Origin of the sequence: Streptomyces sp. NPDC057137, from assembly GCF_042670825.1 — a bacterium.
Lineage (GTDB): Bacteria > Actinomycetota > Actinomycetes > Streptomycetales > Streptomycetaceae > Streptomyces.
In genome coordinates this window covers 113,961-140,072 of sequence record NZ_JBHUUW010000001.1, presented here as the reverse complement: position 1 = coordinate 140,072, position 26,112 = coordinate 113,961, and the positions used below count along the sequence as shown (strand labels likewise).

Sequence of the window (26,112 nt, the reverse complement as noted above, 5' to 3'; positions counted from 1 at the left end):
CAGGCTGATCGTCGTGCCTCTTTCTCTCCGGCAGACCGGCTGCCTCGCCGCCGTTCTCGGCCTCTGCGTCCTGCTCGCCCTGCCCGGCGATTTCCTCCGCCTCGGCGGCGACGCGCGGTTCACGCTCGTCGTCTTCATCCTCGCCACGTACACCTGGATCGCCACCTCGGTGGACGACACCTACGTGGCGCTCGGCGCCGGACTCGCGCTCACCGCGACCGGGGTGATCAGCAGCGAGACACTCTTCGCGACCCTCGGCGACGAGACGGTGTGGCTGCTGATATGCGCCTTCGTCCTGGCCGCCGCCGTCAGCAAGACCGGACTCGCGGGCCGTGCCGCCGCCTGGCTGGTCGGCGGGGCGGGCACCGTACGGCAGTTGGTGCATCTGACCACGGCCGGGCTGGTCGTCACGGCCTTCGCCGTGCCGGCGACCTCCGGCCGCGCCGCCCTCGCCCTGCCGGTCTTCCTGGCCCTCGCCAAGGCGCTCGCCGACCGGAAGCGGCTGGTGGTGATGCTCGCGCTCCTCTTCCCGACGGTGATCCTGCTCTCCGCCGTCGCCACCCTGATCGGCGCGGGCGCCCATCTGATCACCGTCGGCGTGCTGTGGGAGCAGACAGGGGAGGAACTGGGCTTCGTCACCTGGCTGATCCTCGGGCTGCCGCTCGCCGTGGTCTCCTCCCATCTGGCCGCCGAGCTGGTGCTTCTGACGACGACCCGCCGGGCCGACCGGACGGGGCCCGTGCGGATCACCACGGCGCAGATCCAGGAGCACTCCGACGCTCCGGTGCAAGGGCCGCTCACCCCGCCGGAGGCGCGGTGCCTGCTGCTGCTGGGGACGGTGGTCGTGCTGTGGTGCAGTGAACCGCTGCACGGCGTGTCGCCCGCGGTGGTCGCCCTCATCGGCGCCGTTGTAGCCGCCTCGCCGGCCCTGGGCACGGTGGGCCTCAAGGACGGCCTGCGGACAGTGCCCTGGCCGCTGCTCCTCTTCATGGCCGCCACCATGGCGATGGGCATCGCGCTCTCCGAATCGGGCGCGGCCGACTGGCTGGTGGGCTGGGTGCCGGGTGGCGCGTCGATGCCGCCGTGGATGTTCCTCGCCGGTGTGATCGTGATCAGTACGGCGGCGCATCTGGCGCTCCAGTCCCGCTCCGCCCGCTCCTCCGTCCTGGTCCCGCTGGTGGTCGCCGCGGCGCTGGCCGCCGGTGTCAATCCGGTCGCCGCCGCGTTCGCGTCGACCGCCGCCGCCGGTTTCTGCCACACGCTCCCCGCCTCAGCCAAGCCGGTCGCGCTCTTCGCCGATCTGCCCGGCACCCCCACGTACACCCCGCGCGATCTCCTGCGGCTCTCGGCCGTGCTCGCGCCCCTCACCGCGGCCCTCGTGCTGCTCTTCGCCCTCGCCGTCTGGCCGTTGCTCGGCGTGCCCGTCCACCTGGAGACCCAGCCATGAGCTACCGCATCGTCATCGCCCCCAGCGGGTTCAAGGAGTCCCTTTCCGCGGCTCAGGTGGCCGAGTCCATCGCCGAGGGCGTCCGGCGGGTGATCCCCGACGCCGACATCGATCTGATCCCGCTGGTGGACGGGGGAGAGGGTACGGCGGAGGCGCTGGCCCTGGCGGGTGGCGGCCGACTGGTGACGTGCACCGCGACGGGCCCGGTCGGGCTTCCGGTGAGCACGCACTTCGCCCTGCTCGGCGAGGACGGCCCTGTCGCCGATGCCGGCTCCGGTCCCGTCACCCCCGTCACCGCCGTCGTGGAGATGGCCGCGGTCGCCGGTCTCTCCCTCGTACCGGCCGACCGGCGTGATCCGGGGACCACCACCACGTACGGCGTGGGTGAACTGATCCGCGCCGCCCTCGACCTGGGAGCGCGGCGGGTGCTCGTCGGCTGCGGGGACTCCGGCACGTCGGACGGCGGCGCCGGAGCGCTCCAGGCGCTGGGCGCCGGGCTGACGGACCACCACGGCCGCGAACTTCCGCCGGGCGGCGCCGCGCTCGCGGAACTGGACCGTATTGACACGTCGGGACTCGACCCGCGCCTCGCCGGCACCGAACTGCTCGTGGCCTGCAACCCCTTCAACGTCCTGTGCGGCGCGCTCGGTGTGGCGCGCGTATTCGGGCCGCAGAAGGGAGCGGGTCCGGCCGATGTGGAGGTGCTGTCGGCGGCCCTGGAGCGCTGGGCGGCGATCCTCACCCGGGATCTGCCGCCCGCGATCGATCTGCGGACGGCCCCCGGCACCGGTGCCTCCGGCGGGCTCGGGGCCGGACTGGCCGCGCTGGGGGCGCGGCTCCTGCCCCGCTTCGAAGTCCTGCTCGACCGGCTCGACCTGGACGCCAGACTGGCCCGCGCCGATCTGGTGATCACGGCCGAAGGGGCGCTGGACCACCAGACCGTACGCGGCAAGATCCCCGCCGAGGTGGCGAGCAGGGCCCATGCGGCCGGAGTGCCGGTGTTCGTGCTCGCGGGCACCATCGGGCCGGGCGCGCATCTGGTGCGGGCGATCGGCGTCGACGCGTACAGCGCGATCCTGCCGGCGCCGATGTCGCTGCCCGAAGCGATCGAGGGGAGCAGTGAGATCCTGGCCGACGCCACGGAACGCGCCCTGCGAATCCTGGAGTTGGGCACCCGGCTGGCGGTCCGGGCGGCATGACGAGAGGGAGATCCGCCGGGGCCGTCACATTCCGCTCAGTTGACCCGTCAGTGCGGTGTACCCGGGTGGTGTACCCGGCGACTACGAGGGAGGAGCTCATACGGAACAGGGCACCCGAATCGCGGCCGCCACCGGCGGTGTGCCGGACGAGGTCTGGGCGACCGCGACCAAGCACTACGACGAGGAGCAGTTGGCCGTCCTGGTGTCCATGATCGCCCTCATCAACGCGTTCAACCGCGTGAACGTCATCGTCCGGCAGCCTGCGGGCGACTACCGCCCCGGCCAGTTCGCGTAGGGCCGGTCAGGCGCTGTCAGCCGCCGCCGTCGCCACCGTCGCCGTCCGGGTCGGGGGCGGCAGCGACGCCGACGACGCGCGCGACCGCGTCGACGACCGTGCGGCGGCGCTCCTGGCGGCTGATCGACGCGGCCAGGGCCGAGAACTCCGGGTTCATCGTCGCCCAGGACGTCGAGAGGGCCTGGATGAACGCCAGCAGCTGCACGGCGGTGAAGTGGGACGGGACCGATCCGTCGTCCTGCGCGGCCGCGATGCGCTGGACCCGGACGTCGTTGGTGTCGATCAAGGTCCGGAGGTGGGTGCCCTCGGGGCGTTCCAGGCGGTACCAGGTCGACAGCCGCAGCCGCTCGGGGACGTCGGCGAAGTGGTCGAACATGCGGCCCGCGTAGGCCGGGAGATCGTGGGCGTCGAAGTCGACCTCGGCAAGGGAGTCCTCGACGTAGTTGCTGAAGACGGCGTCGAAGAGCTGGTCCTTGTTCCCGAAGTACGTGTAGATGCGCTCCTTGCTGCTGGCGGCCCGCTCGGCGACGCGGTCCATGCGCGCTCCCGCGATCCCGTACGTGGCGAACTCGTCGGTCGCCGCCTTCATGATGCGGGCTCGTGTCGCGTCCGGATTGCGGGGCATGGGCCCAGCGTACCTACCAACTAGTAGGTTGCCAACCGGGGCCGGACGATGCACGCTGGAGTTACCTACCAACTAGTACGTAGGTAATAAGGAGCGCATCATGCAACGCCACAACTGGCTGATCACCGGCAGCTCCCGCGGCTTCGGGTACGAACTGGCCAAGGCGGCCCTGGAGGCGGGCGACAACGTCGTCGCCACCGCCCGCCGGCCCGAGCAGCTCGCGGGGCTCGCCGACGCGTACGGCGACCGCGTCCGTACCGTCGCCCTCGACGTCACCGATCCGGACGCCGCCCGCGCCGCGGTCGCCACCGCGGTGGAGGCGTTCGGCTCGCTCGACGTGGTCGCCAACAACGCCGGCTACGCCAACTCGGCGTCCATCGAGGACATGGACCCGGCGGACTTCCGGTCGCAGATCGAGACCAACCTCTTCGGCGTCGTCAACGTCACCCGCGCGGCGCTGCCGCACATGCGGGCCCGGCGCGCCGGTCACTTCCTCCAGTTCTCCTCGATCGGGGGACGCGTGGGCGGGACCGCGGGCATGGGCGCGTACCAGACCGCCAAGTTCGCCGTCGAGGGTTTCTCCCAGGTGCTGAACACCGAGGTCGGACCGCTCGGCATCAAGGTCACCATCGTCGAGCCGGGCGCCTTCCGGACCGACTGGGGCGGCTCGTCCATGACCCTCCACGACGTCGGCCCCGACTACGAGCAGACCGTCGGAAAGATGAACGCCTACCGCCGTGAGAACGAGGGCACCGAGAAGGGCGACCCCGCCCGCGCGGCCCGCGTCCTGATCGACATCGTCAACAACCCCGAGCCCCCGCTACGGCTCCTGCTGGGCTCCGACGCGGTCGCGTACGCCGACAAGGCCTCACGGGAGCGCGCCGCCGAAGCCGCACGGTGGGCCGAGGTCAGCCGCTCCGCCGACTTCCCCACCGGGGAGGCGGCGGCCTGACGGCCCCCGTGCGTGCGGCGCGCGGGGGCCGTCGCGGCCTGCCCGCCGCGCCGGTCACACGCCTTCGGCGAGGGCGAGCGCGGCCTGAAGGCGCTTCAGGTCGGCGACGATGTCGACGGACGGGTCACGCAGCCACTGCACTTGAAGCCCCTCGGCCGCCGCGAGCAGGACCCGCGCCTGCCACTCGTGCCCCGGGCCGAGGATCTGTTCGAGGAGGGCGACGATGACCTGGGCGCGCCGGCGCATGAAGGCATGGGCCGGATGCTCCGGGCTCGCCGCCGCGGCGGTCATGTCGACGAAGAGCTTCACCAGGCCCGGGGTCTGTGTGGTGTGCGCGAGGAGCGCCCAGACGCCGTCGAGCGTGCTGAGGTCGTACTGGTCGATGTACTCGCTGTCGCGGGCCTCCAGCACGGCGACGAGCAGTTCGTCCTTGCTGTCGAAGTAGTGCAGGACGCTCGCCTCGGCGAGTCCGACGGCCGCCGCGATCGACTTCAGTGACGGTCCCTGCCGGCCCGAGGTCTGGTAGGCGTCGAGCGCGACCTTGAGGATCTCCGCACGCCGCGCGATCCCCTTCGAGTACGGCCCCCGCCGTGCGTTGCTGCCCATGGTCCGAACCTACCGTCCCGCGCGGGCTCTCCTCCCACCGGCCGATCCGTCGATCCGTCGATCCGTCGATCCGTCGATCCGTCGAAACGCGGAAACGCCGATCCGCCGACGGTCGAAGGGCACGGGAACGCAACAGAGGTGAAACCCTAGTGTCACTCGGTTTTCACGTTTACTGTGAAAGCGGGACACGAGACCCCGGGGCCGAAGGAGGTTCGTGATGGGCAGCCATCAGTACATGCCGGACGCGGACGTGCCCGCGCCGCCGGAACCCCCGGCCGCCACCGGTCGCGAGCCGGCGGACGACCCGCATGGGCCGGCGCACGACCCGCCGAGGGCCGAGAGACGGGAACGCCTGGGGCGGCTCGGACCGCTGCTGCTGACGAGCCACATCGCGTGGGCGCTGCCCTCCGCGGCGGCCGGCACTCTGCTGCAGGCACTGCTCGCCGACGAGCGCCCCGACTCCAAGGTCGCCTCGTACGCCGTGCTGACAGCGGTGGGCGCCGGTGCGGCCGTGCTCGGCACCGTCGTGGCGGGCGCGCTGTCGGATCGCACACGCAGTCGTTTCGGACGGCGCAATCCGTGGATTCTGGGCGGGGCGCTCGTCTCCGCCGGGGGGCTGGCGGCGGCCGGGCTGACGCCCGTGTTCGCACTCCAGGTGCTCTGCTTCGCCGTCTACCAGGCGGGGTTGAACGCGATGCTCAGCGCGCTGCACGCGCTGCTGCCCGACCGCGTCGCGAAAGTCTCGCTGGGCAAGGCGTCGGCCCTGGGCGGGGTCGGCTATCTCATCGGCACCACGCTCGGCGGAGTCGTCGCCTCGAAGTCCGTCGACGACCCGACGGCCGGGATCCAGCTGGTGCCCTGGACGATGGTGGTGGCCGCGCTGCTGGTCTTCTTCCTGGCCAGGGACGCGTCCAACGCCGACGAGCCGCGCGAACGCGTCGCGCCCCGGGCGCTGTTGAGGTCCCTGCTGCCGCCGAGGGACGCGGACTTCCTATGGGCCTTCGCGGGACGGTTCTGCGTGATCCTCGCGATTTTCACCGTCGCCTTCTACCAGCTCTATCTGTTCACGGACTTCCTCGGCCTGAGCACCGAGCGCGCGAGCGAGGTGATCGCACTCGGTACGGCGCTGCTCGGCGCCGGCGCCCTGGTCGCGTCCGCCTCGGCGGGCGTGCTGTCGGACCGCATCGGGAGGCGCAAGCCTCTCGTCGTGGTCGCGTCCGTGCTGGTAGGGGTCGCCGCGGTGCCCGCGCTGATCGCCCCGTCCATACCGACCATGATCGCGTTCTATCTGATCGCGGGCGTCGGATACGGCACGTACCTCTCGGTCGACCAGGCGCTGATGGTCGAGGTGCTGCCGCACGGCGGCTCCGAGGCCAAGGACCTGGGATTCCTGAGCATCGCCAACACCGCGCCGCTGGTGCTCGGTCCGCTGCTGGCCGCCGGTCTGGTGACGGTGGCCGGCTATCGCACCCTGTTCGCCGCCACGTTCGTTCTCGCACTGGTGGGTGGCGGCTGCGTTCTCATGATCCGCCGTGTCCGTTGATAACGTTGTCATACAGCAAGGAGTCACCGTTCCATGCACGCTGCCGATGAAGCCCCTGCCTCGCACCCCCGGCGTCCCGGCCACACGGTTCAGCCCCTGGGTCACTTCCAGCTCGTATCGAGCACTACCGCCGGCGTCAGCCGCACTGCTCGGGCACGCTGGTGTGGCAGCTCAACGACCCCTGGCCCGGCCTCTCCTGGTCGGTCGTCGACCACGACCTGATCGCCAAGGCCGGCTACTACTTCACCCAGCGCGCCTACCGGACCGTGCTGACCAGCTTCGTACGGCACGACGACGGCCGGCTCGAACTCTGGGTGACCAACAGCGGTCGTACGGCGGTCTCCCTCGACCTGCGCGTGGAGGTGGCGGCCTTCGCCGACGGCCGGATCCTCGACGAGCGGGTGCGCGTCGTCGCCGACCCGGGAAGCTCCCGGCCGGTCTGGTCGGCGGCGCCGGAGACGTACGAGCCCGGACCGGACCGGTTCGCCTGGGTCGGCGAGGCGTCGGGCCGGACCGAGCCCAACAGGCTGTTCTTCGCCGCCCTCAAGGAGCTGCCGCTCCAGGACAGCCGCACCGAGCTGCGTACGGGACCGGTCGAGGACGGCTCGGCGGAACTGACCCTGACCGCCCACGGTTACGCGTACCTGGCACGGGTCCTGGCGCCCGCACCCGGCGTGACGTTCAGCCGGAACTATCTGGATCTGCGGGACGGAGAGTCGGCCCGTATCACCGTGCGGGGGCTGCCCGACGGCTTCGACCCCGCCGAGCTGCGCCACGCCGCGTACCGGCACTGACCGACGGGTGATCAGCAGGTGATCGGCGAGTGGTCGGCGAGCGGTCGGCGGATGATCACCGAGGTGATCACCGACCCACCGATACGAATCGAAAGGCGGCACGAGATGACCGATCTGCTTCACGGAACCACCTTCCCCAGTGCCCAGGTCCGCGTCGACGGCGCGCTGGATCTTCAGGAGAACGAGCGGGGGCTCCGGCCGCGCCGGCTGCCCGCCTGGACACGGGCGCAACTGCCGCACCCCTTCGTCGACGTGGTCGTGCAGGCGACCGCGGGCGTACGGCTCGTCCTCCGTACACAGGCCACCGTGCTCGAACTGACCCTGCACACCACGCGGGTGGTGGTGCCCGGCAGCGGCCCGCTGCCGGCTGCGGTCGACCTGGTCGTCGACGGCAGCCTGGTGCGCCGCGAAAGCCTGACCGGCGGCGACCTGCTGCACATCGTCTCCGTGCGGAACGACACCGAAATCGTTCCGGGCGAGGCGGAGACGGTTCGCTTCTCGGGTCTCGACGCCGGGGACAAGCAGGTGGAGATCTGGCTGCCCCAGTCGGTCGCCTGCGACCTCATCTCGCTCCGGGCGGACGCGGAGCTGCGTACGCCGGCCCCGGACACCCGCCCGCGCTGGGTTCACCACGGCTCGTCGATCAGTCACTGCCTCGAAGCCGAAGGCCCCACCGGCACCTGGCCTTCCGTCGCCGCGACGGCCCTCGGGCTTCAGCTGACGAACTTCGGCTTCGCCGGCAACGCGATGCTCGACCCGTTCGTGGCACGCACCATCCGGGACATGCCCGCCGATCTCATCAGCCTCAAGATCGGCGCCAACATCACCGAGCAGGCCACCATGCGCCTGCGCACCTTCCTGCCCGCCGTGCACGGTTTCCTCAACACCATCCGCGAAGGCCACCCGGACACCCCCGTCATGGTGATCTCACCGATCCCGTCCCCGACCCTGGAAGACACCCCCGGCCCGACCGTGACGGACCCGGAGACCGGCCGCCCCCGGGCGAGCGGGAGCACCGACCAGATCCCGCTCGGCGCGCTCACGCTCACGACGGTCCGCGAGAACCTGCGCGACCTCGTGGCGGAACGGCGCAGGACGGATCCCGCGCTCAGCCATCTCGACGGGCGTGAACTGCTGAGGGCCGACGAGACGGCCGATCTGCACGACGGCCTGCATCCGACGGCCGCCGCCTATCTCCGCATGGGCGCCAGGTTCGCGGACATCGTGTCCGCGCGGTCGTGGGGTGATGCCTAGGTCCGGCTCGTGCCGGTGTCGTGCTGCGGGGCGCCGGTCATGAAATCGATGAGCCCGAACGGTGCGCGGTCGCCGAGGCAGAGGTCCAGGATCTCTCGCGCGTCCACGGCGGCCGACGCGCTGCGCGGGAACAGCGCCTCTTCGTAGGCGGTGAGCGCCGCTTCGATGTCGTCGGGGTGCGCGGCGATGGCCTCGCCGAGTTCGGCGCCGTCGAACATCGCCAGGTTCGCGCCGTCCCCGGACGGCGGCATCAGGTGCCCGGCGTCACCGAGGAGCGTCACCCCGGGCACGCGGTCCCATCGGTGTCCGTCCGGGAGCGCGTGGATCAGACGGGGGACCGGAGCGGTTTCACCGTCGGTGATCAGCGCGGTCAGCTCCGGCGCCCACCCGTCGAACTCGGCCGCGACGCGAGCGGCCGCGGCGGTGGCGTCGGTGAAGTCGATGGCGGCGATCCACTCGGCGGAGCGGTTCAGCTCGACGTACGTGTGCAGGATGTTCCCCGCCTCGCGGTGGGCGACGATCCCCTTTCCCGGGGTGAGCGCGTACATCGCGCCGCCGCCGACCGCTTCGGCCGTCGCGGAGTGCCGTTCGTCGGCGTCGTACAGGTAGGTCTCGATGAACGTCGTGCCGATGTACTCGGGCTTGGCGTCGGAGAGCAGCGGCCGGACCTTCGACCAGGCGCCGTCCGCGCCGACGAGGAGTTCGGCGCTTACGGTGGATCCGTCCGCGAACGTCAGTTCGTGCCGGCCGTCGCCGAGCGCGGCGACGGCGGTGAGCTTCTTCCCCCACCGGATCGTCCCGGCGGGCAGGGAGTCGATGAGGATGCGCCGCAGGTCTCCACGGAGTACCTCGGGCCGTATGTCGTCGGCGTCGTCCGGTTCGTCGAGCAGTACCTTCCCGTGCTGGTCGAGCGCGCGCGATGCCGCGCCGCCCTCGTGGATGATCGCGCGGAACTCGTCGGTGAGGCCGGCCGCTTCGAGCGCGGCCTGCCCGTCGTGCGGGTGGATGTCGAGCTGGCCGCCCTGTGTACGGGTCTCGGCCGAGGGGTCCGCCTCGTAGACCGTCGCGGGGATGCCGTGGACGTGGAGGACGCGTGCGAGGGCGAGGCCGCCGAGGCCCGCGCCGACGATGGTGACCGGTGTCTTCATCATGATCATGTTCCTTTCGGGGCCTGCTTGGAATGGTGTTCCATGAATCCATGTTGGAACGCTGTTCCAGATATGTCAACATGGATCCATGGCGACCAGGAAGCAGCGGACCGAGCGGCGCACGGACGCGCTCTCGAAGGAGCGGATCGTCGAGGCGGCGATCGAGATCCTGGACACCGAGGGTGAGAGCGCTCTGACCTTCCGCGCGCTCACGGCGCGCCTGGCCACCGGGGCCGGGGCGATCTACTGGCACGTCGCCAACAAGAACGAGCTGCTCGCGGCGGCCACGAACGACCTCATCGCCCGAGTCATGGCCGACGTGGTCGGTGGTGCGGAGCCGCGGGAAGCGATCCGTGCCGTCGCCCTCGGGGTGTTCGACGCGATCGACGCGCACCCCTGGGTGGGTACCCAGCTCTCCCGTGAGCCGTGGCAGTCCGCGAATGTGCAGATCTTCGAAGGCATCGGCGGCCGGCTGGAGGCGCTCGGCGTTCCCGAGCGCGCGCGGTTCGACGCCGGATTCGTGCTCGTGAACTACGTCCTCGGCGTCGCCGGACAGAACGCCGCGAACGCCCGTCTCGTGGCGGGCGGGACGGATCGCTCGGCTTTCCTCGGGGCCGTCGCCGAGCGGTGGGCGCAACTCGACCCCGCGGAGTACCCGTACGTGCGTGAGGTGGCGGCGCAACTGCCCGAGCACGACGACCGCGAGCAGTTCCTCGCGGGCATCGACCTCATACTGGCCGGCATCCGAACCGTCCGATAGGCGGCGGCGGGCCCCACCGCGTGACCGGGGTCGGCGGGGCCGTACTGCGATGATCGCTCGTGCGCGCACTCGTCACCGAAGGCCCAAGCCGCAGGCGGGTGGTGGCCGAGGTCCCGCCACCGGACGCCGGCCACCACGAGGTCCCGGTGGAGGTGGCGGCCGCCGGCCTGAACCGTGCCGCCAGGTGGGGCACGGCGGATGAACGCCGCTCGGGAGCAAGCCCGTTGACTCACCCGCCGGTCCGGCGGACCAGGCCGCCGGACACCGGCGCGGTGCCGAGATCCGGGTCCCCGTCCCGGTGGCGCAGCACCCATTCGTCGAGGTCGCGCGCCGCTTCGAGCGGCGCGACGGTCAGGTAGGAACGCCACCAACTCGCCTCGCCGCACGCCTCGGTGGAGGAATTCGCCCCGCTGGAGGCGTTCTCCTCGGCGGAGAGCGGGTCCGTCCGGAAGCGCTCGAACGTGGCCGCGGCCTCGTAGAACCGACGTGCGGCCGCGAGGACTTGGGCGGCGTCGGCCGGTGGGGAGCCCGCCGGACGAACGGCGGAGCCGGGATTCAGCTCGTGCTCGCCGATCGGGACGGCCGAGCGCGCGAGTTCGGTCAGCTCGTACGCGGCGAAGGCCATCTCCAGCCTCGCTCGCGCCATGGACGTGTACGTGTCCGTATCCGTGTACGGCGTTTCCGTGTGGCCTTCGGCCATGTCAGCCCGCCTTCGTGCCGCGTAGGAAATAGAGGACGGTCATGGTGACGGCGATGGTCAGGATGGTGCCGCGCAGCAGCCGGGCGGGGAGACGGCGCGCGAGGTGGGCGCCGGCGAAGCCGCCGGCCACCCCGCCGGCCAGCATGGCCGTGAGCACGAGCGGAGTGCGCAGCGCGTCCGAGGCGACGAGGAACAGCGCGGTCGCGCTGAGGTTGACGGCCGAGACCTGGGCGATCCGCATCGGGTTGCTCGCCGCGGTGTCGAGACCGAGGCCGATGCTCCACACCGCCAGCAGCATGATGCCTATGGCGCCGCCGAAGTATCCTCCGTACACGGCGAGGACGAACTGCGCGACCAGGACGGCCCGCGAGCTCATGCCGACCTCGCCCGAGCGGCCCGTCGCCGCGCTCAGCGCACGGGAGACGCGACGGCCGAAAGCGAGGACCAGTGTGGCGAACGCGAGCAGCCACGGCACCGCGGCGCCGAACGACGCGCTCGGCAGGACCAGCAGCAGACCGGCACCGAGCGCACCGCCGAGCACGCTGATCGACGTGAGCGCCGACGCGGACGTCTCGCCGACCGGGGCGAGTTCACGTCGGTAGACCCACGCGCTGGCCACGGCCCCGGGTGCGAGGGCGACGGTCGACGACGCGTTCGCCGCCACCGGGGACAGGCCGGCCGCGACCAGGGCGGGCAGCGCCACGAACGTCCCCCCGCCACCGATGGCGTTCATCGTTCCGGCGACGGCACCGGCCAGCAGGACGAGCACAATGTCGGGCACCCGCCGAGCATCACCCCGCGTCCGGTGGGCGCACAATGCGTCATTTCTGTACCCAGCCTAAGGCTGTGCCATAGGCTGGGACAGATGCGCTACGACTTGGACGACCTGCGGCTCTTTCTCGACATCCTGGCGGAGGGATCGATCACGGGAGGTGCCCGCCGGGTGCACCTGAGCCTGCCGTCGGCCAGCGCGCGGGTGCGCGCGCTGGAGCACAACGCCGGTGTCGCGCTGCTGATCCGCGGTCGCCGGGGCGTGCGACCCACCCCGGCGGGTACGACACTGGCCCGCCACGCGCGCGACGTCCTCGCCCAGACGGCCCGGCTGGAAAGCGCCGTGGCGAGCTACACGCGGTCCCCGACCGCTCCACTGACCCTGTTGGGCGGTGGCTCGGCCATCCAGGGATTCGTGCAGCAGGCCCTGGTCTCGTTCCTCCGCGCGCACCCGGACGTCGACGTCCGGGTCTCCGAGAGCCGCACCCCGCAGACCGTGCGGACGCTGACCGACGGCGAGGCCGACCTGGGGATCGTCATCGACGACGAGGAGGCCCGAGACTGCGGCCTCGACATGGAACCCCTCGGCGACGACTCGCTTGTCGTGATCGGTCAGGCCGGCGGGATTCTCGCCGGGCGGACCGGGCTGACGTACAGCGAGGTCGCCGAGCACCCTCTCGTCGGGCTCGACGCCGACTCCTCGCTACGACGCTGGATCGAGAAGAACCTCGGCCCGCACGCCCCGGTGGTGCGCTACCGCACCACCGTCGCCGGCCTCAACGTCCTCGTCGCCCTCGCCGCCGCCGGGGTCGGACTCGCCGTCGTACCGCGTCGTACGGTCGACCCCCACCTCCCGCTCGACGTGTGCGAACTGGAGGACCCGTGGGCGCGCCGTCTCCATCTGCTGGCCTGGGGCGCGAAGGCCGCCCGGACCTCGTCGACGGCCAAAGCCACTGCCACAGCTGAAGCCACAGCCGCGCTCGCGGAACACCTGCGCCGCGCGGCGTTCTCCGAGCCGGCCTCCGGCAGGGAACACCCCGACGGCCAGGCTTGACCGTCTCCGCCGACGTAACCGCCGCAACCGACCCAACCGCCGTGCCCGGCCGGTCAGTTACGGCGCCACACCGTGCCGCGTCGCTCGTACTCCAGCACCGTCTCCACCCGCTGGGTGAGCTGCGCGCCCACGAACCGCTCCACCAGCCAGAGCGAGACCTCCAGCCCGGAGGTGATGCCGCCGCCGGTGACGAGGTCGCCGTCGTCGACCACCCGCGCGTCGATCACCGTCGTGCCCTGGGCGGCCAGATCCGCCTTCGCGCCCGCGTGGGTGGTGGCGTTGCGCCCCTTGGTGAGACCCGCGGCCGACAGCACCATGACGCCCGTACAGATTCCCACGGGCAGCGCCTCGGACGCGGCCAGCCGGCGCAGGAATCCCTGGTCGGCGATGAGCCTGTTCACACCCGGCCCGTCCTTGGCGGTATAGCCGCCGCCGGGGACCACGAGCACATCCGCCTCGTGCGGTGACCAGCCCTTGGCCACCTCGACCTTGGTGCCGTAGGTACAGGTGACCGTGGACGGCCGCCCGGTCGTGACCATCGTCGTCGTCAGTGCCCCGCCACTCATCCGCCCGGCGAGCCCCAGCACTTCCACCGGGGCGATGAAGTCCTGCTCCTCCACGCCGTCGAACATCAACACCTGCACACGAAGCGGATTCGCCGCCGAAACCGCGGATGCCGTGGAGCCCTCAGATGCCGCGGATGCCGCCGATGCGGCCGACGCCGCCGACACACCCCCGGCCGCCGCGCCGACGGACAGTGTCGAAGCACGCAAGAACGTACGCCGTTCCATGACCAACCTCCGTAGATTGCCTTCCTGTTCACATGTCGGCCGGCGTACGTATCCAGTTCCCGGCCAGGCCCGACACCGCCGGACCCGGCCGGGAACGACGAGGGTTCAGCTGCCGTAGCGCAGAGAGATCGTGTCTCCGGCGTTGATCGTGGCGCCGCGTGTCGCCGTGGTGGCCGCGCCACCGTCGATGCTCAGCTTCCACGACGAACTGCCCGCGTTCGCCTTGCCGTTGAGAGCCGTGATCGTGCCCGTCCCGGTAGTCGGCGTGACACCGGTGACACAGCCCGACGGGGTCGCGGCGCTCGCCGCGGCGTTCAGCACCGCACCGAGGGTGGTCGTCGTGCCGGCCGGGGTGAGGGCGACCGAGCAGACCTTCAGCGACGTGCCGTCGTCGACGGTCACGGCAAGGCTGGTCGCCGTACCCGCCGTGAACGTGCCGGTGGCGACCCAGCGCGGCGCGCCTGTCGTGGTCGGGACCGGAGGCGCGGCGGTGAAGCCGGCGCCCGCGACGGCGCGCAGACCGTCGATCGACGCGTACGCGGACGGACTCGTGTCGCTCGGCAGGTACTTGAAGCCGCCGCCCGGGTTGAACTGCTGGGCGATGAGGAAGTCCACGGGCGTCTTGCCGGCGGAGGTCAGGAAGTCGCCGGTCTGGGGGTTGATGCCGCAGGCGTTGAGGCCGGAGACGGCCCAGCCGTTGGAGTCGGTGTTGGGACCCCACATCGCGTTGAACGCGCCCGTGGTGTTGATGAGTTTGCTCTTGAGGAACGCCTTCGCCTGGACGACGTCCGGGTCGGTGGCGGGCACGCCGGACACGCACAGCGCGGCCATGGACGCGCCGGTCATGTCGATGTCGCTCGGTCCGGCGAGCGCCGTGGGATCGCCCTCCGCCTTGCTGTAGTTCCAGCCGCCGTCGTTGTGCTGATTGGCGCGGACCCGGGTGACCGCCGCGTCGAGCAGCTTCTGCGGGACCCGCTGTGCCCCGGCCTGCGTCCTGGCGCCGGCGAGCGCGAGCGCGGCGAAGACGGTGCCGTTGTAGTTGGCGGAGGGGCCGAAGTAGCCGGGCTCGGCGTTCTGCCAGTACGCGTAGGTGTCGGCGATCAGATTGCGGCCCGCGGAGATCCGGGCCGGGTCGATGCCCGCGGCGTACGCGTTGAGGATCCCCCGCTCGTAGTCCGTCACGACGGGGGCGCCGCCGGGCCAGCCCGTCGCGGCGAGGTGGTTGCGGTAGACCGTACGGGCGTTCTTGGTGGCGTCGCCGCCGGGTGTGACGTCCACGGCGGCCGTGCCGGCGGCGGCCAGCGCGCTGAAGGCCCATTCGTTGGAGAGCCCGCTCCCGGCGTAGGAGCCGTCGGCGCCCTGCAGGGATCTGAGATAGCTGACCCCGTTGGTCTTCGAGGTGGCTATCTGGGCCGGTGTCGTCGTGGCGAACGCGGGGAGCACGGTGAGCGCGAAGGCGCCGAGCGCGGCGGGCACCGCGAGCGCGACGCGGCGGGAGGACGGCGGACGGTACGACATGGCCTGCTCCTGGGATGAGGGGGACGCCGGCCAGGCGTACGCCTCCGAGCAGGGCCGCGCCGGGCGGGAACCGGGCGGTGCCGTGACGGGAGAACGACGAACGGGCCGCCGTCCAATCGCGTGGTACGGCTTCCTGTGCTGCTCTGCCGCTGGGCATTCGGGCTCGGCACGGCCTCCAGCCGTGTCATACCGCTGCGCGTCAGCCCCGGAGTCTCACCGGGTTCCCCCACTCGGCAGTCGGGGAGGCTACCGGAGCGCCGTCGGTCCGCCAAGAGCGCCTGATCCGGCGGGCCTTGGCCGGGCGTGGACGGCGCCGAACAGCCCTGGACGCGGTGCCTGGGGGAGACGTACCCCACCTTGACGCTCTGTGTGAACGCGTGTTCCACTTCGCCTGATTAGTCGCTCGACACCCAGGGGAAGCCGGTCGAAATCCGGCGCTGACCCGCAACCGTAGGCCCGTCAACTCCTTGACGGGCGAGCCGGATTACCTGGGTGGGAGATATTCAGCGAAAGACGCCGTCGCGGACTACGGCGTGGTTCGGACGGCTTCCCCGGCGTCAGCCGTGGGCCTTCGGTCACGCACGGCTCCGCCTCGGGTGACACAGGGGGCCGTGGTGGTGACCGGGAAGAGATCAGACCGTCGCGTGGGGGCGAGACTCCTCTCACTGCCGGCCGCCCTGCTGCTGACGATCGGCCTGGGCACAGCACTCGTGACGACGGCCGCCCCGGCCGCGGCCGATCCCATCGGCGACTGCACCGCCACGACCGGCGCCGTGGTCGCCGTCGACTTCGGCGACTGGGGCGGGGATGTCGTACGGGGCTGCGACACCACCTTGACCACCGGCATGGAGCTGCTGCACGACGGTGGATTCACCACCACCGGCACGGTCCACGACGGCCCCGGCTTCATCTGCCGCATCGGCCACGACAGCTTCAAGGGCGGTGCGCAGCACCCCACTCCGGCCGATGAGGCATGCCGGCTCACACCGCCGGCGGACGCCTACTGGTCGTACTGGCTCGCTCCCGTCGGGCAGGACCACTGGACGTACAGCCCGCTCGGCGCTCTGAGCCAGCGGCCCAAGCCGGGCGAGGTCCAGGCGTGGGTCTTCGGCCCCACCGACATCGGCGGCAGCACCGGACAGCCGAGCTTCACCCCGGCGGAGATACGGCCTGGCGGCGGCGGGGATCCGGACCCCGGCGAGAGCACTCCGCCGCCGGTCGAGCCGGGAACGGTCGACACCGAGGCCGCCGCCGGCTGGCTCACCGGCCGGCTGAAGGACGGCGACCACATCTTCGACGAGGGCGCCGAAGGCCCGAACCATCTCCAGACCGCCGAGACGGCGTTCGCCCTCGCCGCCGCGAACGGGCGCGGCGCGACGCTCGACAAGATCAAGGCGTATCTCACCGCGCACACAGCCGAGTTCGCGTATCCGCAGGGCACCGACAAGGCACCCGATCCCAAGGCCGCGGCCCGGCTCGCGCTGCTCGCCGAGATCTCCGAGGGCGATCCGCGCGACGTCGGCGGACACGACCTCCTCGGCGATCTCGCCGCGAACATCTGCGCGAACGGCCCGGAGAGCGGGAGCGCGCCCGGCTGCTCCGCCAAGGGCGACTTCACCGAAGCCGGTTCGACCGACGCGCAGGCACTGGCCGTCCTCGCCCTGCTGCGGGGGGACATGGAACCGCCGGCCGGCACGGTCTCCCGGCTGGCCGCCCTGCAGTGTGTCAACGGCGCCGTCACCAGCGTGCTGATCCGGCCGGGCGAGTTCTGCGAGGGCGACGCGGGCACGACCGCCCTCGTGGCGCTCGTCCTGGAGCGGGCGGGCGGCCACGGCGACGCCGTGGCCAAGGCCCGTGACTTCCTCAAGAAGTCCCAGCGGGACGACGGCAGTTACGTCGCCTACGTCGGGTCCGCCGTCGGCGATGTCGCCATGACCGCCACGGCGTCACAGGCGCTGCGCGCGCTGGGCGACACGACGCGGGCCGACGCGGCGATGTCCTGGGTGTCGAGGCAGCAGAACAAGGACGGCGGCTTCGGCTTCGAAGAGGCGACGGCCGATTCGTTCCTGTACCCGACCGTGCACGCGACCATCGGCGGCGCCGGAACCAACCTCGTCACGCTGACGACGAAGCCCACCGGGCCCACGGACCCGCCGACCGGGCCTCCGACGGATCCGCCCACCGGCCCGCCCACGGATCCGCCCACCGGCCCGCCGGGGGACGGGGTCGGGCCCGATCTCAAGAAGGGCACCGCCTACCTCACCGCCCCCGCCCGCCTCAAGCAGGGCCACTACTACGAGAACCTCGCCGGCTCCGGCTTCGCCGACTTCGGCCTCACCATCGACGGCGCCTTCGCCCTCGCGGCCACCGGACAGGACAACAACGCCCTGCGCGGCATCGTCGACTTCCTGGACGACCGGGGCAAGGACGGCAGCACACCGGGCCGTACGGTCGACGACTGGACGGGAGCCGGTACGACGCACGCCGCCGGGGGCTCCATGGGCAAGGCCGCCCTCCTCGCCGAGGTGGTCGGACGCGACCCGCGCGACTTCGCCGGGCAGGACCTCGTCGCCGGACTCGGCGAGGCGGTCTGCGCGGCGCCGAGCCAGGCACCCGACCGGCGGTGCGCCGCCAAGGGCGCCTACGCGTACGCCCCTTCGGTCTTCTCGCAGACTCTCGGCATCATGGCCCAGCTCCGCGCGGGGGAGAAGGACGCGGCCGCCGGTCCGATCGCGTACCTGGCGGACCTGCAGCACGACTCGGGAGCCTGGCCGAGCCTCGTACCGCCCACCGGGGACTCCGAGGTCGACTCCACGGCCATGGGCGCGATGGCGCTTGATCTGGTGAACGACGACAAGGCGGCGGCAGCCGTCGACAAGGCGCTGGCCTGGATCGCCCGCGAGCAACTGGCGGACGGCGGATTCCCCGGTGCGTCGGGGAACTCCGTCAACTCCGCCGCCCTGGCCGTGCAGGGGCTCTCCCTGGACGCGGCGAAGTACGGCACCGAGATCACCAAGGCGCGGAAATTCCTGGCCGCACAGCAGAACAAGGACGGTGGCTTCGACGTCGCGGCCGACGGCCAGCCCGGCTCGGACGTACGTGCGTCCACCCAGGCACTCAGCGGCGCGGTGGGTACGTCCTTCGGGACGCTCGTCCGTGACCTCAGTGGTACGACGCCGCAGCCACCGGCCGGGCCCGGCGCGACGCCCCCGATCGTCACACCGGGGGACTCCGGCGGTTCCGGCGGTTCCGGCGGGTCGGCATCGGGCGGGCTGGCCTCCACCGGGGTCCAGCCGTGGGCGCTGACGCTGACCGCCCTGCTGCTCGCCCTCGCGGGCTGGCACACGGTCGCCGTCGCCCGATCCCGTCGCACGGCGGCAGGGGGCCACCGATGACGGCGCGACTCGCGCCACTCACGAGGCTCGTGCCACTCGCGCCGGTCGTGCCACTCGCCCGAGCCGTCGGCGCCGTCACGGCCGCGCTGGCGCTGACCGCCGCCATGCTCGGCATGACCACCGGCACCGCGTCGGCGGTGCCTCGGCCCATCGGCGCGTGCACCACCTCCGCCGGGGCCGTGCTCGCCGTCGACTTCAGCCACTGGGGCGGCCCGATCCTCCGTTCCTGCGGAACCACCCCCACCACCGGCTACGAACTGCTCAACCAGGGCGGCTGGCACACCACCGGCACCGGGCACGACGGCCCGGCCTTCATCTGCCGGATCGGCTACAGCGGCCACCAGGGCGGCAAGCAGTACCCCACCCCGCAGCAGGACGACTGCGTCCTGACGCCGCCCGCCTCCGCGTACTGGTCGTACTGGCACGCCGACCCGGGCGAGAGCGACTGGGAGTACAGCCAACTCGGCGCGATGAGCTACCGGCCGAAGCCCGGCAGCGTCGATCTGTGGATCTTCGGTGGTACGAACATCGAGGGCACCAAGGGCCGTCCCACCGTCACCCCCGACCAGCTGCGCGCCAAGAACACCCGCCCGGCCGGGGGCGGTTCGGACAACGGGAACGGCAACGGCGGCGGATCCGGGGGTGGTTCGGGCGGCTCGGGCGGCTCGGGCGGCGGTTCGGGCGGTGGAGCCGCGCCGGGCCGGGGGAGTGAGGACCGGCCGCCCGCGCGGCGGGACTCCACCGCCAAGCCCTCGCCGAAGGCCTCCGCGAAGTCCCCGTCCCCGTCGGCGAGCACCGGCCCGAGCCCGTCCACGAGCGCGTCCGGGTCCGCCTCCCCCTCGGCCTCCACCGGATCCGTCGCGGCGGGCGACGACACACGGGTCGTGGACGCCGGTCCCGCGGCGGACGCCGAGCACGACTCCGGGTCCCTGGTGCCCGTGGCGTCGGCGGCCGGTCTGGTGCTCCTCGTGGGTGGCGCGGGTGTCGTCGCGGCGCGGCGCAGACGCTGTGCCGAATAGCGCGGTGCCGGGCGGTCGTACACCGGGCGGTCGCGCACCCGACGCTCGTGCTGTGGACGGTCGTGCCCCGGACAGCCGTGCGGCGGCGGACACCGGAGGCCGCCGGCTGCCCCGCACCCTGCACCCGGTGGCCTGGTGGATCTGGGCGCTCGCCCTCGCCACCGCCGTCAGCCGCACCACCAACCCGCTGCTGCTGATCCTGGTCCTCACCGTGCTCGGCTACGTGGTCACCGCCCGGCGCACCGAGGCACCCTGGGCCCGGGGTTTCAAGTACTACCTCTGGCTGGCCCTGACCGTCGTCGCGATCCGGGTCGTCTTCCGCGCGGTCTTCGCCACCGGCATCACCCCCAGGGACCATTTCCTCTTCGCCCTGCCGCACATCCCGACACCCGACTGGTACGCGGGCATCCAACTGGGCGGCCCCGTCTCCCTCGAAGCCGTACTCTCCGCCGCCACCGACGGGCTACGGCTCGCCTGCATGCTCTGCTGCATCGGCGCCGCCAACACCCTCGCCAACCCCAAACGGGCCCTTCGCATCCTGCCCGGAGCGCTGTACGAACTCGGCGTCGCCGTCACCGTCTCCATCAGCGTCGCCCCCCAACTCGTCCAGAGCGTCCAGCGCGTCTCCCGGGCACGACGGCTGCGCGCCGGGCGCAACAAGGGATTCCGCGCCCTGCGGGGCATCGCCGTCCCCGTACTCGAAGACGCCCTCGAACGCTCCCTGCGACTCGCCTCGGCCATGGACTCACGCGGCTACGGCCGGGCGGGCTCGGCCACACCCCGCTCCCGCCGCCTGACCGGCGCGTTCATGCTGCTCGGCATGTGCGGGCTGTGCGCCGGGGCGTACGGACTGCTCGACGGCACCGCCCCCACGGCACTCGGCCTGCCGGCCCTGCTCGCGGGATCGCTCCTGTGCGTGGCGGGTCTGCGGCTGGGGGGACGCCGAGTGACGCGTACGACCTACCGGCCCGACCCGTGGCGCCTCGCGGAATGGGCGGTGGCCGGCTGCGGGGTGCTCTCCGCCGTGCTGCTGTTCGCCGGGGTCGGCTACGACGCCGCCGACCTCAACCCGTCCCTGTATCCGCTCACTTGGCCCTCGCTGCCCCTCCTGCCGACCGCCGCGATCCTGCTGGCGGGAACGGCGGGCTTCCTCGCGCCGCCGCCCCGGCCACCGAACCCGTCCCCGCCCGTACCGCGCACCGAGGTGGCAGCGTGATCGTTTTCGACGACGTCAGTGTCCTGTACGACGACACGGCCGAGCCGGTCCTGCGCGGGGTGGATCTCACCGTCGAGGAGGGCGAACTCTGCCTGGTGGTCGGCCACACGGGCGTCGGGAAGTCCACGCTGCTCGGGGCCGTGAACGGTCTGGTGCCCCACTTCACGGGCGGCACCCTGTACGGCCGGGTCACCGTCGACGGCCGCGACACCGCCGCGCATCCGCCGCGCGAGCTGGCGGATGTCGTCGGTTTCGTCGGGCAGGACCCGCTCGACGGCTTCGTCACGGACACCGTGGAGGAGGAACTCGCCTACGCCATGGAGCAGTTGGCCGTTCCGCCGGCGGTGATGCGCAAGCGCGTGGAGGAGACGCTGGACCTGCTGGGCCTGGCCGATCTGCGCCACCGCGCCCTGTACGAACTCTCCGGAGGCCAGCAGCAGCGCGTGGCCATCGGCTCCGTCCTCACCGCGCACCCCCGCGTACTGGTCCTCGACGAACCCACCTCGGCCCTCGACCCCACCGCCGCCGAAGAGGTCCTGTCCGCCGTGACCCGGCTCGTGCACGACCTGGGTGTCACCGTCCTGCTCGCCGAACACCGCCTGGAGCGGGTCCTCCAGTACGCGGACCGGGTCATCCAGCTGCCCGGCGACGGCACGGTCGTGACGGGACCGCCGGCGCAGGTCTTCCGCACTTCGTCCGTGGCGCCGCCCGTGGTCGAACTGGGACGCCTGGCCGGCTGGGACCCGCTCCCGCTGTCCATCCGCGACGCCCGCCGGGCGGCGGTCGCTCTCCGCACCCGGCTGGCGGACGCCCCCGTACCTCCGGTGCGCCCCGCGACGGAGGGGGAGCGGCCCGTCCTGCTCGACGCCCGAGGAGTCACCGTCACCTACCACGGTGTCCCGGCCGTCTGTGAAGTCGACCTGAAGCTGCGCGGCGGCGAGATCACCGCCCTGATGGGACGCAACGGATCGGGCAAGTCCTCCCTGCTGTGGGCACTCCAGGGATCCGGCCCCCGGCGGGCCGGCACCGTGGCGGTCACGTCCGCCGACGGTACGGAGCCGGCCGACCCCAAGTCCCTGTCCGCCGCCCGCGCACGGCGCCTGGTGGGGCTCGTACCGCAGACGCCCACCGATCTCCTCTACCTGGAGAGCGTCAAGCAGGAACTCGCCCAGGCCGACCACGAATCGGCCGCCGTAGCGTCGACCGACGGAAAGTCCCGGACCTGGACCCGGAACCAGCCTCGGAACCAGCCCCGGACCCGGCCTCGATCCCAGCCACCGACCCAGGCCGCCGCTCAGCTGTCGGCCCGCGTCGTCCTGGACCGGCTCGCTCCCGGAATCGACGACGCGACCCACCCCCGGGACCTCTCGGAGGGCCAGAAGCTCGCCCTGGTGCTGGCGATCCAACTGGCCGCCACACCGGGCGTTCTGCTGCTGGACGAACCCACCCGCGGTCTGGACTACCGCGCCAAGTCCGAACTGACCCATATCGTGGACGACTTGGCGGCCGAAGGTCGCGCCGTCGTCATCTCCACGCACGACGTGGAGTTCGTCGCCCGCGCCGCCGACCGCGTCGTGGTCATGGCCGAGGGCGACATCGTGGCCGACGGCCCGACCACCGAAGTCATCGTGGCCTCACCCGTGTTCGCACCCCAGGTCGCGAAGATCCTGGCACCCCTCTCGTATTTGACGGTCGATCAGGTGACGGCAGCCGTGCTGCCGTCCGACGGTGAGGCGGGCAGGTGAGGGAGCGCGTATCGACGGCCATCCGCATCACCCCCCGGGCCGGGGTGGTCATCGCCATGGCCGCGTTCATCGGACTCGTCGCGTTCTTCTGGCCGTTCGTGGTCGCGCCCGGAAAATTCGGCTCCGTGTACGCGCCCCCGCTCATCTTCGGTGTCCTGCTCCTGCTCGTCCTCTGCGTCGTCCTGTCGGAGATCGCCGAGGGCGGCATCAACTCCAAGGCGCTGGCCATGCTCGGCGTCCTGTCCGCGGTGAACGCGGCCCTGCGTCCGCTCGGCGCGGGCACCGCGGGGATCGAGACGGTGTTCTTCATCCTGGTGCTGGCAGGGCGGGTGTACGGCCCGGGGTTCGGCTTCTCGCTGGGCTGCACGTCCCTCTTCGCCTCCGCCCTCATCACCGGCGGCGTCGGCCCCTGGATGCCGTACCAGATGTTCGGCTGCGCCTTCGTCGGGATGCTCGCCGGCCTGCTCCCACGGGCCACCGGCCGCCGCGAAGTCCTCCTCCTGGCCGGCTACGGCTCCCTGTCCGGCTATCTCTTCGGCTTTCTGCTCAACCTGTCCTTCTGGCCGTTCTCCCTCGACCCGGACAGCTCGATCGCCTATCTGCCCGGCCTGCCCTTCACCGAGCAGTGGCAGCGCTACCTCGCCTTCGACCTGGCCACGTCCCTGGGCTGGGACACCGGCCGCGCGGTCACCAACTTCGTCTGCGTCCTGATCGCGGGCCCGGCGGTCCTGGTCACCTTCCGCCGTGCGGCGCGACGGGCCCGCTTCCAGGCCCCGGTGAGATTCCACGCCGAGGGCGCACACGAGAAGGGCGCACACGAGAAGGGCGCCTGACGGGCCGAAGCCCGGTCAGGCGCCCCAGCACCACTCAGCTGACCATGATCGGCCCCGCGGTGGCCGTGCACTTGGTCTGGTCGGCGGCCACGGCCGCGCAGCCGTTGCCCGGGGTGGCCGTGTAACCGGCCGGGGTGAAGATGATGATGTTGTTGTTGAGACCCCACGCGCCCGGGGGCACGTTCACCCTGCCGACGGTCTCGGCGATCGTGCCGGTGATGTCGTAGCTGCTGCCCGGGAAGTAGGCGATGTCGCTGCCCCACACGTACGAGGCGCTGACCCCGTACATGCGCACGACGACCTGGCAGACCGCGACCGACCGCCAGGAGAGCTGATGCGGCTGGGTCGGCGCGTGTCCGAGGCCGGAGGGCGTCGTGATCTCGCAGGTGTACACGCCGCCGTCGTTGTTGTTGGTGAAGGTGACGAGCGCGTTGCCGGAGTCGGCGGCCGCGGGTGGGGCCGCGGCGGTTGAGGAGGCGCGCTCCGTCGGCTCGGCGGCCTGGGCCGGGCCGGAGTTGAGCGCGAGGGACAGGGCGGCGATGCCGAACGCCGCTGCGGCTGAGCCGATCTTTCGGTGGAGCGAGTGGGGGGACACGGATATACCGACCCTTCGTGGATACGAAATCGGACAGGCAGAATTCCGGTGCTTCTTCATCGCCCACACGCGTGGGCGACCAGAAGATCGTGGCCTTCCGACGGGAAGAAGGTCAAGAGTTTGAACGTTCCAATCAGCGGTTTTAACGCTCCAACTGTCTTGTATGGACTGCTAATTGGAATTTCTCTATGAATTGTCGGACATGCAGAATTGATCCAGATCACTCCCCGGGTGCCCGGGGCCTCGGTGACAGCCGTACGGCGGGGTCGAGGCACCAGTCGAGAACCGACGGCCAGGAGCCGTAGCCCGCGTCCAGGTCGAGATGCGCGCCGCCGGTGATCACGTCGGAGTCGAGGCCGAGCGGCCGGCCGTAGCGCTCGGCCGCGCCGCCCTCGCAGTACGGGTCGTCGTCCCCGGCCGCCAGCCGCGTCGTGCCCGCGGCCGCACGCAGCTGCGCGGCGGTCGCACCCGGCCGGCCGAAGCCGGCGACCGCGTCGTACCGGGCGAGGGTCTCGGCGGACGGCGGGCCCACCAGGAGGATCCGGTCGACCCGGACTCCGCCGCGCGCCACCGCGTGCAGCCACAGCAGGACGGCGAGGCTGTGGCAGATCACCACGCGCTCACCGACGTCGGCGGCCCGCTGGGTGGCGAGGTGGGTGTCGAGCGCGCCGAGCCACGCCGCCAGGTCCGGATCGTCGGGCTCCGGAAGCTGCGGATAGATCACGTGATTCCCGCGGGCCGCCAGCTCGTCGGCCAGCCAATGCTGCCAGTGGCCCGCCGGCCGGTGGTTCAGCCAGCCGTGCAGGATGAGGAAGGAGGTCGAAGTCATGACAGTGATCTTCGACCCGGCGAACACCTCAGGTCCAGTTAATGTTTGTGGATGGAAAAGGTAAGCCGGAGCTTCACTGTCGATCTGCGTGGTCTCGGCGCGCTGCGCGAACTGGACCGCCGCGGCAGTCTGGCGAAAGCGGCGGAAGCCATGCGTCTGACGCCCTCCGCCGTGTCCCAGCAGTTGGCCGCGCTCTCCCGTGAGTGGGGAGTGCCGCTGGTCCGGCGGAAGGGGCGGGGCGTCCAACTGACCGGGCAGGCGCGCGTCATGCTCCGGCACGCGGACATCATCGCCGCTCAGCTGGAGCGGGCACGGGCCGATCTCGCCGCCTGGGGCGGCGGGCAACGCGGCACCCTGACCGTCGGAGCGTTCTCCAGCGCGATATCCGGGCTGCTGCCGGCGGCCCTGACCGAACTGGCCGCCACAAACCCGGACATCGGTGTCGCCGTCGTGGAGGCCGAGCCGCCGGACCTGTTCACCCGACTCGACGCCGGTGAGATCGATGTCGCGCTGGCCGTGGACTTCGGGCAGGCACCGCCCTTCACCGACCGCCGCTACACACGGACCGACCTGCTCACCGACATCCTTGACGTCGCGCTGCCGGTCACGCACCGCCTCGCCGGTCAACAGCGCGTGAAACTGCGCGAGTTGGCCACCGAGGCGTGGATAGTCGGAGACGCGGGAAGCTGCTGCGGCGCGGTGACCCGCTCGGTCTGCGCGGCGGGCGGATTCACCCCGGAGATCCGCCACGCGGTGAACGACTGGCAGTCGCTCGCCGCCCTTGTCGAGGCGGGGATCGGGGTCGCCCTCGTACCCCGGCTGGTGCAGCCCCTGCACCGCCCAGGTCTGGTACTGCGCGAACCCGAAGGGCAGCCACCCGTCCGGCACGTCTTCGCGGCGGTCAGGGCGGGGGCGGAGAACGATCCCCTGTTGACGGCCTTCGTCGGGCATCTGGTCGCGGCGGGACGGAACGCCGGTGGGGCGCCGAGGAGATAGCCCGACACCCCACCGCCCTCACCTCAA

Annotated in this window: 23 protein-coding genes, 1 pseudogene and 2 riboswitches; of the genes and pseudogenes, 15 read left to right on the top strand and 9 right to left on the bottom strand. The window is 71.8% G+C overall.

What is annotated here, in order from left to right:
- The first annotated feature begins 13 nt into the window (after positions 1-13).
- From ACFT9I_RS00540 to ACFT9I_RS00530, 3 genes and pseudogenes are all read left to right on the top strand, one after another.
- Positions 14-1,447 (top strand): SLC13 family permease, encoded by a 1,434-nt coding sequence (locus ACFT9I_RS00540; protein ID WP_382558884.1) that lies wholly within the window; start codon positions 14-16, stop codon positions 1,445-1,447.
- On the top strand, positions 1,444-2,646 hold the full coding sequence (locus ACFT9I_RS00535; protein WP_382558883.1) for a glycerate kinase: 1,203 nt from the start codon (positions 1,444-1,446) through the stop codon (positions 2,644-2,646). Before ACFT9I_RS00540 ends, ACFT9I_RS00535 begins: the two co-directional genes overlap by 4 nt.
- A 100-nt stretch (positions 2,647-2,746) precedes the next feature.
- Positions 2,747-2,941, top strand: a pseudogene (locus tag ACFT9I_RS00530) (carboxymuconolactone decarboxylase family protein); the annotation flags it as partial.
- Positions 2,942-2,957: 16 nt separating this feature from the next.
- Here the strand turns inward: ACFT9I_RS00530 and ACFT9I_RS00525 are convergent.
- Complete coding sequence (locus ACFT9I_RS00525) at positions 2,958-3,566, bottom strand: TetR family transcriptional regulator (protein ID WP_382558881.1); 609 nt, start codon at positions 3,564-3,566, stop codon at positions 2,958-2,960.
- 100 nt (positions 3,567-3,666) lie between these two features.
- On the opposite strand from ACFT9I_RS00525, the gene ACFT9I_RS00520 reads away from it, so the two are divergent.
- Positions 3,667-4,518, top strand: a complete 852-nt coding sequence (locus ACFT9I_RS00520; RefSeq protein ID WP_382558879.1) for an oxidoreductase — start codon at positions 3,667-3,669, stop codon at positions 4,516-4,518.
- Between the two features lie 54 nt (positions 4,519-4,572).
- On the opposite strand, the gene ACFT9I_RS00515 is transcribed toward ACFT9I_RS00520, so the two are convergent.
- Entirely contained in the window at positions 4,573-5,124 is a 552-nt protein-coding gene (locus tag ACFT9I_RS00515) for a TetR family transcriptional regulator (protein WP_382558877.1), read from the bottom strand.
- Positions 5,125-5,341: 217 nt separating this feature from the next.
- Between ACFT9I_RS00515 and ACFT9I_RS00510 the strand changes: the two genes are divergently transcribed.
- The 3 genes from ACFT9I_RS00510 (at position 5,342) to ACFT9I_RS00500 (ending at position 8,715) form a co-directional block, all read left to right on the top strand.
- Positions 5,342-6,667, top strand: coding sequence for an MFS transporter (locus ACFT9I_RS00510; protein ID WP_382558875.1), 1,326 nt, complete (start codon positions 5,342-5,344; stop codon positions 6,665-6,667).
- 161 nt (positions 6,668-6,828) lie between these two features.
- Positions 6,829-7,461 carry a hypothetical protein gene (locus ACFT9I_RS00505; RefSeq protein ID WP_382558873.1) on the top strand — a complete coding sequence of 211 codons (633 nt, stop codon included), beginning with the start codon at positions 6,829-6,831 and terminating at the stop codon, positions 7,459-7,461.
- A gap of 105 nt (positions 7,462-7,566) precedes the next feature.
- Positions 7,567-8,715 (top strand): SGNH/GDSL hydrolase family protein, encoded by a 1,149-nt coding sequence (locus ACFT9I_RS00500; protein ID WP_382558871.1) that lies wholly within the window; start codon positions 7,567-7,569, stop codon positions 8,713-8,715.
- Here the strand turns inward: ACFT9I_RS00500 and ACFT9I_RS00495 are convergent.
- On the bottom strand, positions 8,712-9,863 hold the full coding sequence (locus ACFT9I_RS00495) for an FAD-dependent oxidoreductase (RefSeq protein ID WP_382559590.1): 1,152 nt from the start codon (positions 9,861-9,863) through the stop codon (positions 8,712-8,714). The genes ACFT9I_RS00500 and ACFT9I_RS00495 overlap by 4 nt on opposite strands.
- Before the next feature lie 88 nt (positions 9,864-9,951).
- Here ACFT9I_RS00495 and ACFT9I_RS00490 point away from each other — a divergent pair, with 88 nt between their 5' ends.
- The gene (locus ACFT9I_RS00490) at positions 9,952-10,623 is read left to right on the top strand and encodes a TetR/AcrR family transcriptional regulator (RefSeq protein ID WP_382558869.1); all 672 of its coding nucleotides are present in this window, start codon (positions 9,952-9,954) and stop codon (positions 10,621-10,623) included.
- A 229-nt stretch (positions 10,624-10,852) separates the two neighbouring features.
- Here ACFT9I_RS00490 and ACFT9I_RS00485 read toward each other — a convergent pair whose 3' ends face one another.
- Both ACFT9I_RS00485 and ACFT9I_RS00480 read right to left on the bottom strand, forming a co-directional pair.
- Positions 10,853-11,323 carry a hypothetical protein gene (locus ACFT9I_RS00485; protein WP_382558867.1) on the bottom strand — a complete coding sequence of 157 codons (471 nt, stop codon included), beginning with the start codon at positions 11,321-11,323 and terminating at the stop codon, positions 10,853-10,855.
- A 1-nt stretch (position 11,324) separates the two neighbouring features.
- Entirely contained in the window at positions 11,325-12,104 is a 780-nt protein-coding gene (locus ACFT9I_RS00480; protein ID WP_382558865.1) for a sulfite exporter TauE/SafE family protein, read from the bottom strand.
- 84 nt (positions 12,105-12,188) lie between these two features.
- Between ACFT9I_RS00480 and ACFT9I_RS00475 the strand changes: the two genes are divergently transcribed.
- Complete coding sequence (locus tag ACFT9I_RS00475; protein WP_382558863.1) at positions 12,189-13,148, top strand: LysR family transcriptional regulator; 960 nt, start codon at positions 12,189-12,191, stop codon at positions 13,146-13,148.
- A 53-nt stretch (positions 13,149-13,201) separates the two neighbouring features.
- Here the strand turns inward: ACFT9I_RS00475 and ACFT9I_RS00470 are convergent, their stop codons facing one another.
- Positions 13,202-13,939, bottom strand: a complete 738-nt coding sequence (locus ACFT9I_RS00470) for a DJ-1/PfpI family protein (RefSeq protein ID WP_382558861.1) — start codon at positions 13,937-13,939, stop codon at positions 13,202-13,204.
- Positions 13,940-14,044: 105 nt separating this feature from the next.
- The gene (locus tag ACFT9I_RS00465) at positions 14,045-15,457 is read right to left on the bottom strand and encodes a hypothetical protein (RefSeq protein ID WP_382558859.1); all 1,413 of its coding nucleotides are present in this window, start codon (positions 15,455-15,457) and stop codon (positions 14,045-14,047) included.
- A gap of 130 nt (positions 15,458-15,587) precedes the next feature.
- A riboswitch (cobalamin riboswitch) is annotated at positions 15,588-15,731 on the bottom strand.
- Positions 15,732-15,823: 92 nt separating this feature from the next.
- A riboswitch (cobalamin riboswitch) is annotated at positions 15,824-15,969 on the top strand.
- Positions 15,970-16,101: 132 nt separating this feature from the next.
- Between ACFT9I_RS00465 and ACFT9I_RS00460 the strand changes: the two genes are divergently transcribed.
- Genes ACFT9I_RS00460 through ACFT9I_RS00440 form a run of 5 tightly spaced genes read left to right on the top strand, consistent with a single transcriptional unit; the run spans position 16,102 to position 23,665 of the window.
- Positions 16,102-18,852, top strand: coding sequence for a prenyltransferase/squalene oxidase repeat-containing protein (locus ACFT9I_RS00460; protein ID WP_382558857.1), 2,751 nt, complete (start codon positions 16,102-16,104; stop codon positions 18,850-18,852).
- Positions 18,849-19,871, top strand: coding sequence for a hypothetical protein (locus ACFT9I_RS00455; RefSeq protein ID WP_382558855.1), 1,023 nt, complete (start codon positions 18,849-18,851; stop codon positions 19,869-19,871). The genes ACFT9I_RS00460 and ACFT9I_RS00455 overlap by 4 nt, the downstream gene beginning before the upstream one ends.
- Positions 19,872-19,923: 52 nt before the next feature.
- Positions 19,924-21,087 (top strand): energy-coupling factor transporter transmembrane component T, encoded by a 1,164-nt coding sequence (locus ACFT9I_RS00450; RefSeq protein ID WP_382558853.1) that lies wholly within the window; start codon positions 19,924-19,926, stop codon positions 21,085-21,087.
- The gene (locus tag ACFT9I_RS00445; protein WP_382558851.1) at positions 21,084-22,832 is read left to right on the top strand and encodes an ABC transporter ATP-binding protein; all 1,749 of its coding nucleotides are present in this window, start codon (positions 21,084-21,086) and stop codon (positions 22,830-22,832) included. Before ACFT9I_RS00450 ends, ACFT9I_RS00445 begins: the two co-directional genes overlap by 4 nt.
- A gap of 56 nt (positions 22,833-22,888) precedes the next feature.
- Positions 22,889-23,665, top strand: a complete 777-nt coding sequence (locus tag ACFT9I_RS00440) for an ECF transporter S component (protein WP_382559587.1) — start codon at positions 22,889-22,891, stop codon at positions 23,663-23,665.
- A gap of 34 nt (positions 23,666-23,699) precedes the next feature.
- On the opposite strand, the gene ACFT9I_RS00435 is transcribed toward ACFT9I_RS00440, so the two are convergent.
- A complete protein-coding gene (locus ACFT9I_RS00435; RefSeq protein ID WP_382558850.1) occupies positions 23,700-24,260 on the bottom strand; it encodes a hypothetical protein in 561 nt (186 codons plus the stop codon).
- Between the two features lie 220 nt (positions 24,261-24,480).
- The gene (locus ACFT9I_RS00430; protein WP_382558848.1) at positions 24,481-25,089 is read right to left on the bottom strand and encodes an RBBP9/YdeN family alpha/beta hydrolase; all 609 of its coding nucleotides are present in this window, start codon (positions 25,087-25,089) and stop codon (positions 24,481-24,483) included.
- Positions 25,090-25,140: 51 nt separating this feature from the next.
- Between ACFT9I_RS00430 and ACFT9I_RS00425 the strand changes: the two genes are divergently transcribed.
- A complete protein-coding gene (locus ACFT9I_RS00425) occupies positions 25,141-26,085 on the top strand; it encodes a LysR family transcriptional regulator (RefSeq protein ID WP_382558846.1) in 945 nt (314 codons plus the stop codon).
- Positions 26,086-26,112 lie beyond the last annotated feature (27 nt).

Bases quoted from the DNA above. Each gene is read 5' to 3' on its own strand.
- ACFT9I_RS00535 (WP_382558883.1), top strand. From the start codon at position 1,444: ATGAGCTACCGCATCGTCATCGCCCCCAGCGGGTTCAAGGAGTCCCTT.
- ACFT9I_RS00525 (WP_382558881.1), bottom strand. From the start codon at position 3,566: ATGCCCCGCAATCCGGACGCGACACGAGCCCGCATCATGAAGGCGGCG.
- ACFT9I_RS00520 (WP_382558879.1), top strand. From the start codon at position 3,667: ATGCAACGCCACAACTGGCTGATCACCGGCAGCTCCCGCGGCTTCGGG.
- ACFT9I_RS00515 (WP_382558877.1), bottom strand. From the start codon at position 5,124: ATGGGCAGCAACGCACGGCGGGGGCCGTACTCGAAGGGGATCGCGCGG.
- ACFT9I_RS00510 (WP_382558875.1), top strand. From the start codon at position 5,342: ATGGGCAGCCATCAGTACATGCCGGACGCGGACGTGCCCGCGCCGCCG.
- ACFT9I_RS00500 (WP_382558871.1), top strand. From the start codon at position 7,567: ATGACCGATCTGCTTCACGGAACCACCTTCCCCAGTGCCCAGGTCCGC.
- ACFT9I_RS00495 (WP_382559590.1), bottom strand. From the start codon at position 9,863: ATGAAGACACCGGTCACCATCGTCGGCGCGGGCCTCGGCGGCCTCGCC.
- ACFT9I_RS00490 (WP_382558869.1), top strand. From the start codon at position 9,952: ATGGCGACCAGGAAGCAGCGGACCGAGCGGCGCACGGACGCGCTCTCG.
- ACFT9I_RS00485 (WP_382558867.1), bottom strand. From the start codon at position 11,323: ATGGCCGAAGGCCACACGGAAACGCCGTACACGGATACGGACACGTAC.
- ACFT9I_RS00475 (WP_382558863.1), top strand. From the start codon at position 12,189: ATGCGCTACGACTTGGACGACCTGCGGCTCTTTCTCGACATCCTGGCG.
- ACFT9I_RS00470 (WP_382558861.1), bottom strand. From the start codon at position 13,939: ATGGAACGGCGTACGTTCTTGCGTGCTTCGACACTGTCCGTCGGCGCG.
- ACFT9I_RS00465 (WP_382558859.1), bottom strand. From the start codon at position 15,457: ATGTCGTACCGTCCGCCGTCCTCCCGCCGCGTCGCGCTCGCGGTGCCC.
- ACFT9I_RS00455 (WP_382558855.1), top strand. From the start codon at position 18,849: ATGACGGCGCGACTCGCGCCACTCACGAGGCTCGTGCCACTCGCGCCG.
- ACFT9I_RS00440 (WP_382559587.1), top strand. From the start codon at position 22,889: ATGGCCGCGTTCATCGGACTCGTCGCGTTCTTCTGGCCGTTCGTGGTC.
- ACFT9I_RS00430 (WP_382558848.1), bottom strand. From the start codon at position 25,089: ATGACTTCGACCTCCTTCCTCATCCTGCACGGCTGGCTGAACCACCGG.
- ACFT9I_RS00425 (WP_382558846.1), top strand. From the start codon at position 25,141: ATGGAAAAGGTAAGCCGGAGCTTCACTGTCGATCTGCGTGGTCTCGGC.